The sequence below is a fragment of the Streptococcus sp. NLN64 genome, assembly GCF_015831295.1.
Classification (GTDB): domain Bacteria; phylum Bacillota; class Bacilli; order Lactobacillales; family Streptococcaceae; genus Streptococcus.
The window spans coordinates 1-6,710 of record NZ_JADXDQ010000079.1; the positions used below are offsets into that span (position 1 = coordinate 1).

11 protein-coding genes and 1 pseudogene are annotated in these 6,710 nt (G+C 42.4%); all 12 read left to right on the forward strand.

Going from position 1 to position 6,710, the window contains the following annotated elements; genetic code table 11:
* Positions 1-2 precede the first annotated feature (2 nt).
* A complete protein-coding gene (locus I2503_RS08805; RefSeq protein WP_196967707.1) occupies positions 3-608 on the forward strand; it encodes a BRO family protein in 606 nt (201 codons plus the stop codon).
* Between the two features lie 64 nt (positions 609-672).
* Complete coding sequence (locus I2503_RS08810) at positions 673-1,644, forward strand: Rha family transcriptional regulator (protein WP_196967708.1); 972 nt, start codon at positions 673-675, stop codon at positions 1,642-1,644.
* Between the two features lie 343 nt (positions 1,645-1,987).
* Positions 1,988-2,233 (forward strand): hypothetical protein, encoded by a 246-nt coding sequence (locus tag I2503_RS08815; RefSeq protein WP_196967709.1) that lies wholly within the window; start codon positions 1,988-1,990, stop codon positions 2,231-2,233.
* Complete coding sequence (locus tag I2503_RS08820) at positions 2,230-2,454, forward strand: hypothetical protein (protein ID WP_196967710.1); 225 nt, start codon at positions 2,230-2,232, stop codon at positions 2,452-2,454. Before I2503_RS08815 ends, I2503_RS08820 begins: the two co-directional genes overlap by 4 nt.
* A 216-nt stretch (positions 2,455-2,670) precedes the next feature.
* A complete protein-coding gene (locus I2503_RS08825) occupies positions 2,671-2,988 on the forward strand; it encodes a hypothetical protein (RefSeq protein WP_196967711.1) in 318 nt (105 codons plus the stop codon).
* Between the two features lie 6 nt (positions 2,989-2,994).
* Positions 2,995-3,312: a hypothetical protein gene (locus tag I2503_RS08830; RefSeq protein WP_196967712.1), complete on the forward strand. Its 318-nt coding sequence runs from the start codon at positions 2,995-2,997 to the stop codon at positions 3,310-3,312.
* Positions 3,313-3,595: 283 nt separating this feature from the next.
* Positions 3,596-3,817: a hypothetical protein gene (locus I2503_RS08835; protein WP_247644706.1), complete on the forward strand. Its 222-nt coding sequence runs from the start codon at positions 3,596-3,598 to the stop codon at positions 3,815-3,817.
* Positions 3,804-4,076 carry an XRE family transcriptional regulator gene (locus tag I2503_RS08840; RefSeq protein WP_196967716.1) on the forward strand — a complete coding sequence of 91 codons (273 nt, stop codon included), beginning with the start codon at positions 3,804-3,806 and terminating at the stop codon, positions 4,074-4,076. The genes I2503_RS08835 and I2503_RS08840 overlap by 14 nt, the downstream gene beginning before the upstream one ends.
* Before the next feature lie 7 nt (positions 4,077-4,083).
* Entirely contained in the window at positions 4,084-5,010 is a 927-nt protein-coding gene (locus tag I2503_RS08845; protein ID WP_196967714.1) for a phage replisome organizer N-terminal domain-containing protein, read from the forward strand.
* 18 nt (positions 5,011-5,028) lie between these two features.
* Entirely contained in the window at positions 5,029-5,919 is an 891-nt protein-coding gene (locus I2503_RS08850) for an ATP-binding protein (RefSeq protein ID WP_348769631.1), read from the forward strand.
* Between the two features lie 155 nt (positions 5,920-6,074).
* On the forward strand, positions 6,075-6,380 hold the full coding sequence (locus I2503_RS08855) for a hypothetical protein (RefSeq protein ID WP_196967715.1): 306 nt from the start codon (positions 6,075-6,077) through the stop codon (positions 6,378-6,380).
* Positions 6,381-6,456: 76 nt separating this feature from the next.
* Positions 6,457-6,710: pseudogene (locus tag I2503_RS08860) on the forward strand (hypothetical protein); the annotation flags it as partial.

Below are 6,710 nucleotides of genomic sequence, written 5' to 3' on the forward strand. Positions count from 1 at the left end.
CCATGAAAACAGAACAATGGAACGGCTATCCCATTCGGTTCGTAGACCATGAAGGCGAATGGTGGGCGGTAGCAAAAGATATTACTGACGCTTTAGGAATTAAGAACACAGGTCAAGCCCTAGCTAACTTAAAGGGTATATCTAAAACATATACCCTTACAAATAGGGGAACTCAAAAAGTTCTTATCATTGATGAAAAATCAATCTATAGACTTGTTTTCAAAAGTCGCAAAAAGGAAGCTGAACAGTTTCAAGATTGGGTTTTTGAAGTGATCAAGAACTTACGCCAAGCGGCAGGACTAGAAGGGTTCGAAGTCTTTCGAATGTTGGACAAGGAACATCAAAAGCAAGCTATGAAGCGCTTGAGTGATGGCCTAGAACACGCGCAACAGGTTGACCTTATCAAGGCGAACACCATTGCCAATAAGGCAGTATCCAATCTATATGGCCTTCCGAAGATGGTCAAAAAGAACGCCATGAGTGAAGCCATGTTGAAGGACAGGGAGCAAATCCTTGATGACACTGTAGAACTTATGACGGTCAAAGAACGGTATGGCCTACCTATCAGCGTTTCCAAGGCAATTTACAACAGGAACAAGCGGGCTTAGGTAAGATTGCATTTGAAATGCAAGCCTAGATCTATTGGACAAACACAAAAAGGAGAATCGAAATATGACAAGTAGCAAAGACATCAAACGGGCATTGATTAAACAGTTATCACGATACCGTGAGACATCAAAGGAATCCATGCAAGAGATCGCAAATGAAATCGGAGTAGCAACACCAACCATTTACAAATGGTTTGACAAAACCTACTTACCAACGGAAGAAGCAACCGACCGCCTAAAGATCTTTTTAGCTAGTCGTAACATGACGACACCTACAGCACGAATCAGCGACCAGACAGCCATTGACCTGATTAAACAATTACGGCAAGCCAAAGATGAACATGGTTACACCATTCCAGAGATGGCGGAAATTATCGGAATCCATGAACATAATTTATCAAGTTGGTTTCAGGGATTTAGTAAACCAACCGCCTTGAATGCCTATCACGTTATGAACTTCCTGAATGGGCGTGAGACTCAAACCAACCTTTTTGAAAATCTGTTTACTGAACAAGTCGCAAAATCCGACATGAGCATGACCCTAGATGATGGAACTGTTTACCTTTCCAGTCGGTCAGTAGCGGAATGGGTGGAGAAACGCCATGACAACCTTGTCCGAGATATTGAAAACTATATCAGTGTTTTTGAAGAGAGTTCCTCAAACTTGAGGAATAGCCTAACCATGCGGGTTGAGGACTATTTTAGGACTGGGGAATATATCGCAACGGGTGGACAAACCTATAAATTGTATTGGGTCAGCCGTAAGGGTTGCGAGTTGATTGCTAACAAGATGACAGGACAAAAAGGAATCAAATTCACCGCCCACTATATCGAATACTTCCACGCTATGGAGCAAGCTATCAATGAACCTGCTGGAGTGGAACAGCCTGAACCATCTATTGAATCGCTCCCAACCTTAGAACAAGCCGAAAACAATTACATTGACACCTTGGCTAAGGCTATCCAAGAATCCAGCACACGCGCCGAAAAGATGGAACTGATTGGGCGTTTGAATAAGTTTGTAAGTGGGCTATGAGTATGGAGAAATATGAATGATTTTGAAAGCTAAAATTTGATCTTTCACCTCCGCCATCGCCAAACAACTAGGGTGGAATAAGTAAAAAAACGTATAAGAAGAACAAGAACAGTAAAAACCTTTTTAGTCTACCGAGGCGAAGCGGTAGCAAAAAAATCGATCAGTATAGTAAAACCCGCAGACACAAAAAAGACCCATTGGGAATCAGCCAATGAGTCAACACAAAAAGTAAAATCAAAACCAAAATCACAAATAACGTAGGCAAGGTTATTGTAAGGGACTTAGGTTATTGGATTTATTTTAATTATATCAGAAATAACAACGAAATTGAAGGGGGCGAGAAATGGACAAAATTCTAAAAGACTATGAAGGTGCTAGAAACACAATGATGGACATATCAACTAGCTTGCTATTGGTGGAGCGTTTTCTGTCGTCGCGAATCGATAACGCGGAATCAGTTTATGATTTTCAGGTTATGCAAGAGCAGTACGGGGCGATTGTATCCATGGCGATTGAATTACTGGAAATGAAAGCAGAGCAAGCAACGAAAAACCTTGAAGAATATAGCAGGGAGGAAGTGAAGCAATGAGCAATTACCCGAATATCCAAGAAACAGAAAGCAAAGTCAGGGACATGATAACCGTCTTGGCTTGTCTTGAAGAAGTACAGGGGGTTATCAAGGCGACAAATGACACAGAGACCCTGATGGCAGGATTTGAGTTGTCGCAATTTGTGACCAATAAAGTAGTGGATGAACTTGATGATTTGGCTATGGAATTAATGAACTTTAGGAAGGGAGTAGGCGCGTGATCGCAGAACTAAACTTGTCACCAGCAGGGCAGACGGTAACCATTTTGGTTCTGCTGGGTTTGCTATGGCTGGTACTTAGACACAGACCGGCTAGAATCAGCCTAGACGAGCCGAAATCCGAACCCGTGGAAGAATCTACCCCAATGGATTTAAACCCTGATTATGGCCGTTATGTATGGCTTGCTGGGCGCTATTACAATTAGGAGGAATCAAACCATGAAATTGTATCACTATACACCAATGCCAAACGCCCAATTGATTGAAGAGCTGGGGCTAAAAGCTGGAGCGGATGGATATGTATATCTAGCAGAGAGCGAAAAGCTAGCCCAAGCGTTTGCCCAAGTATCAGGCGTAAAAATGTGGGTTATGCTGACCGTTGAAGTTGAACCATTCTTACTTGAAGAAAGTACAGACCATAGCGAGGAATATTTTAAGGGCATACTCGGGAGCGAGTCCGCCAAAGTCTTTATCCACAAAGGAAATATCCCACGCAGAAAGATAGAGCAGTTCCAAGCGCAATGGATGGGAGGTTAGGATAGTATGGCACAATTTGAAATCAGCAAAGCTAAACCGATTACAGGAACAGAGCAAGAAACAATTTTAGTCTATGACAAAGGTTTGAATTCTTGGCATTTTTACACAGATAACCCCGTACACGCTAGGAAGTGGGAGGGGCTTATTGTTCCGAGTGAGGGCATGGCTAGCCGAAAAGTTTATCACGAAATCACGGGGGACTTGATAGGACTTGAGGGGGACATTTTGGGAAATGTTTCTATATCCAAAAAACGGACAACGACCATGAGCGAGGAGCAAAAAAAAGAGTTCGCTAAACGAATGAACAAGGCTAGAAGTTCCTAGAATCGATTTTCAGCAAAATAACGCCGACAGGATAGGGCGAAAATAAACCTAATACCCATAGGGCGGTATATTTACCCTTGGAAACAAGTTAGGTGTGTGAAACATTTGTGAAACCTTATGAATTTGACAAAGTTTGATAATGACAAAAATAGAGGACGGGAGGTACTGAATGACAGACATTGAAATCAGATTGTTGCGATTGATCCCCGTAGGAAGTGACAGGCCTATCAGTACGCAGGAAGTAACTAGAATCTTAGAAATGACCGAAAGAGGTGTTAGGGATATGGTCAGCCGTTTAATTACCAAGTACGGTGTCCCGATTGTCGCAAAACGTGGAATCAATAGCGGTTATTACATTCCACGGGACAACTTAGAACGGCTGGAAGGTATCAGAGAGTTACAGGCGCAACATCAAGCGGAAGGCAAGCGCCTAGACACACTTATCATGGCTGACCTGAATCGCCGTGATGAATTGTTGAAGGAGTATGGCAATGAAGATATTTAGCAAAGAGACAGAAAACAACTTGATGAAGTCAATCCTTGATCTGATTGATAACTTTCTAAAGGCTTATACCCGACCGCCTGAAAGAATCTTAGGGCTTATGACTCAAAAGCAACTTATGGACGAGTTAGACATCAAGGAAAGCACCTTGAAGCGCTGGGAATCGCTTGGGCTAAAAAGATACATGCCCCCAGTTGAAAACGGTAAAAAATCTTATTACCGAGTTAGTGACGTATTGAAATTTTTAGGGATGGAGAGGTAAGCAAGAGATGGCAAGAACAAAAGTATATTTTTGGTTGAAGATCGATAAGAATTTTTTTAGCAACATAGCAATTAAGAGGTTGAGACGGACGGAAAACGGGGACGCTATGACAGTCTTGTACATCCGAATGTTGCTAGAGAGTACGGAAGATGAGGGAGTTCTTTATTTTGAGGGTATTCTGAGCGACCTTATGGAAGAGGTGGCGGAAGTTCTTGACGCTGATACTGAGTTGGTAAGGGCAACATTCGCCTATTTTGAAAAAGCGAAACTTATTCAGATTGATGGAGATGGAAACGCCGAACTTGCCCAATTCCCTGAATTGGTGGGGAGCGAAACGGAGGACGCAAGAAAAAAACGGCGTCAACGCACGCGCCAAAAGAAAAACGAAACATCAAACGAAGATGAAAAGGGGGACATTGTCCCGACATTGTCCCAAAGTGTCCCCGACTTGTCCCAAAGTGTCCCGACAGAAGAGAAGAGAAGAGTAAGAGAAGAGATAGAGAAGAGTCAGAGGCAGAATAGAGATTTTTCCGACCTAGAAAAAAATTTGTCCCCTGAAGAAGTGGAGCAACTAAATGACAACCAAAACCAAACCGCAACCGCTGATCTGACTGAAAAAGAAATCCAAGATATATCAAATTATTACCAAAGCCGAATAGGTCCGCTTGATGGGTATCACCATACGCAACTGATTGAGTTCCTGACAATTGACAAGATGGAACCTGAATTGCTGAAGCGAGCCATAGACAAATCGGCTGACAACTCAAAGCGAAATTTTGGATATGTGAGGGCTATTCTTAAAAATTGGGCGCAGAACGGTATCAAGACGATTGCCCAGCAAGACGAAGAGGAACGCAATTACACAGCAAGCAAAAGCAAGGGAACGGTCGCAACTGAATCCAATAGTATTTTTCCTGATGATATTGGTTTTTAGAATCCAAGGAGGTGGGACGTGGACAGAATCGAAAGCATACAAAAAGGGTTAGTTGATGGAGTTAGGGTTTCTAACCTAGTTTGTCAGATACATGGTACTCCCATGGTTGAATTTACTGAACCCAAAAGAATCGGAGGCGAAGATAATAGCCGAGTGCTTGACCCGTTTTGTCTTGAATGTACCCAAGAGGAAATCACAAAATACTCAAACCAGAAGCTTGAAGAAAACTTGAACGCCGAAAGGTTCATACATACTTACAACGTTTTGGCGCGTGATAGCACAATACCCAAAGAATTTTCAGAAGCTAGTTTTGAAAATTTTTTGGTAAAGACTGACGAAGAGAGAGCCTTGAAGGAATTTGCTGAAAATCAAGTACAGAAGTATCTTGATGGCATGGAAGGCAATACGCTGATAACAGGCGGTACAGGAATCGGAAAAAGTCATTTGTGTCTAGCTATGGCGAGAGCGATCAACGAGGGGTACAAAGAGAAGGGCGAACCCGTGAGCGTTTTGTTTGTTTCACTAACCGAGATTATCGCAAAGATTAAAGGCGGATGGAATTACAACGGAGGGGCGACCCTTCCAGAACATGAAGCCATTGAAATACTGGTAAGGCCTGATTATTTGGTTTTGGATGACTTGGGGGCAAAAAACGCAGAGATCAGACCCAAGTCAGATTGGGAGCAAGATCTTTTGTTTAGTGTTCTGGATAAGCGGACTAAAACCATAATCAATACAAATCTCACAGGGAAGGAATTGCAAACGGTCTATAATAGCCGTAACTATAGCCGAATCCTGAAGGGACTTGATGGGAATACTTTCAAAGCGGAAGGAATACCTGACAAGCGGTTTAGACTTTTGAGAATGAAAGAGGAGCTAGCAAAAGCCCAAAGCAGAAAACCGCCATAAACAAAACACCCCTAATACGTCACCAGAAGAACGAGAGCAGGCCTAGAATCGATTTTAGATAGTTCTGGGGATAATAATACCGACCGTTATATCAAGAGCCTAAAAAGGGCTAAATATTGGAAATTTGAATGCATCGAAAAAAGGAGAATTGAATCATGACACTAAAAACATTTAGAAATAACAACGCCTTGGGTGATATTGAAGCCCGTTATGTAAAAGAACGGATTGGCCAACTGTATCAGTTAGAAAAAGATGACCTGATGGAATTGGTCGCCTTGTATGAAATTGATTTACTAGATTACATTGACCGACTGTTATCAGATAACCCAATTCCATTGGATCATGATACGGCCTACAATTCCCTATCTAACATGGAAGAAGGGGCATTGCTGACATTGTTGTCAGTTGATACAGAACAGGAATATGACGGCTTACATCAGTACGCAGACGGTGAGGCCTAACCAATAGCAAAGCAGGGTAGCCCAAAAATGGGTTACCTTTTTGCCTACATAGTTGGGCATTTGGAGGTATATAGTGATGATGAAGCTAACCATAGAACAATTTACTAATATGATGGAGAATCCACGCGCCCAAGGGTATGTTGATGGTGAACTGTTTGAAATCGATTTAGAAGAAAACAGATTGTTTTTAGGCGGTCAATACATACCCCTGGAGTCAAGACCAGCCAACTATGGTGGTAAGCAATGGTATTTTATTTGCCCCGATTGCGATACACGTAGACGGGTACTGTATGGGGTTGTCGGATCAATGGCTTGCGGTGAGTGTCAAGG

Coding starts and splice junctions, on each gene's coding strand:
- I2503_RS08805 (WP_196967707.1), top strand. CDS start 3: ATGAAAACAGAACAATGGAACGGCTATCCCATTCGGTTCGTAGACCAT.
- I2503_RS08810 (WP_196967708.1), top strand. CDS start 673: ATGACAAGTAGCAAAGACATCAAACGGGCATTGATTAAACAGTTATCA.
- I2503_RS08815 (WP_196967709.1), top strand. CDS start 1,988: ATGGACAAAATTCTAAAAGACTATGAAGGTGCTAGAAACACAATGATG.
- I2503_RS08820 (WP_196967710.1), top strand. CDS start 2,230: ATGAGCAATTACCCGAATATCCAAGAAACAGAAAGCAAAGTCAGGGAC.
- I2503_RS08825 (WP_196967711.1), top strand. CDS start 2,671: ATGAAATTGTATCACTATACACCAATGCCAAACGCCCAATTGATTGAA.
- I2503_RS08830 (WP_196967712.1), top strand. CDS start 2,995: ATGGCACAATTTGAAATCAGCAAAGCTAAACCGATTACAGGAACAGAG.
- I2503_RS08835 (WP_247644706.1), top strand. CDS start 3,596: ATGGTCAGCCGTTTAATTACCAAGTACGGTGTCCCGATTGTCGCAAAA.
- I2503_RS08840 (WP_196967716.1), top strand. CDS start 3,804: ATGAAGATATTTAGCAAAGAGACAGAAAACAACTTGATGAAGTCAATC.
- I2503_RS08845 (WP_196967714.1), top strand. CDS start 4,084: ATGGCAAGAACAAAAGTATATTTTTGGTTGAAGATCGATAAGAATTTT.
- I2503_RS08855 (WP_196967715.1), top strand. CDS start 6,075: ATGACACTAAAAACATTTAGAAATAACAACGCCTTGGGTGATATTGAA.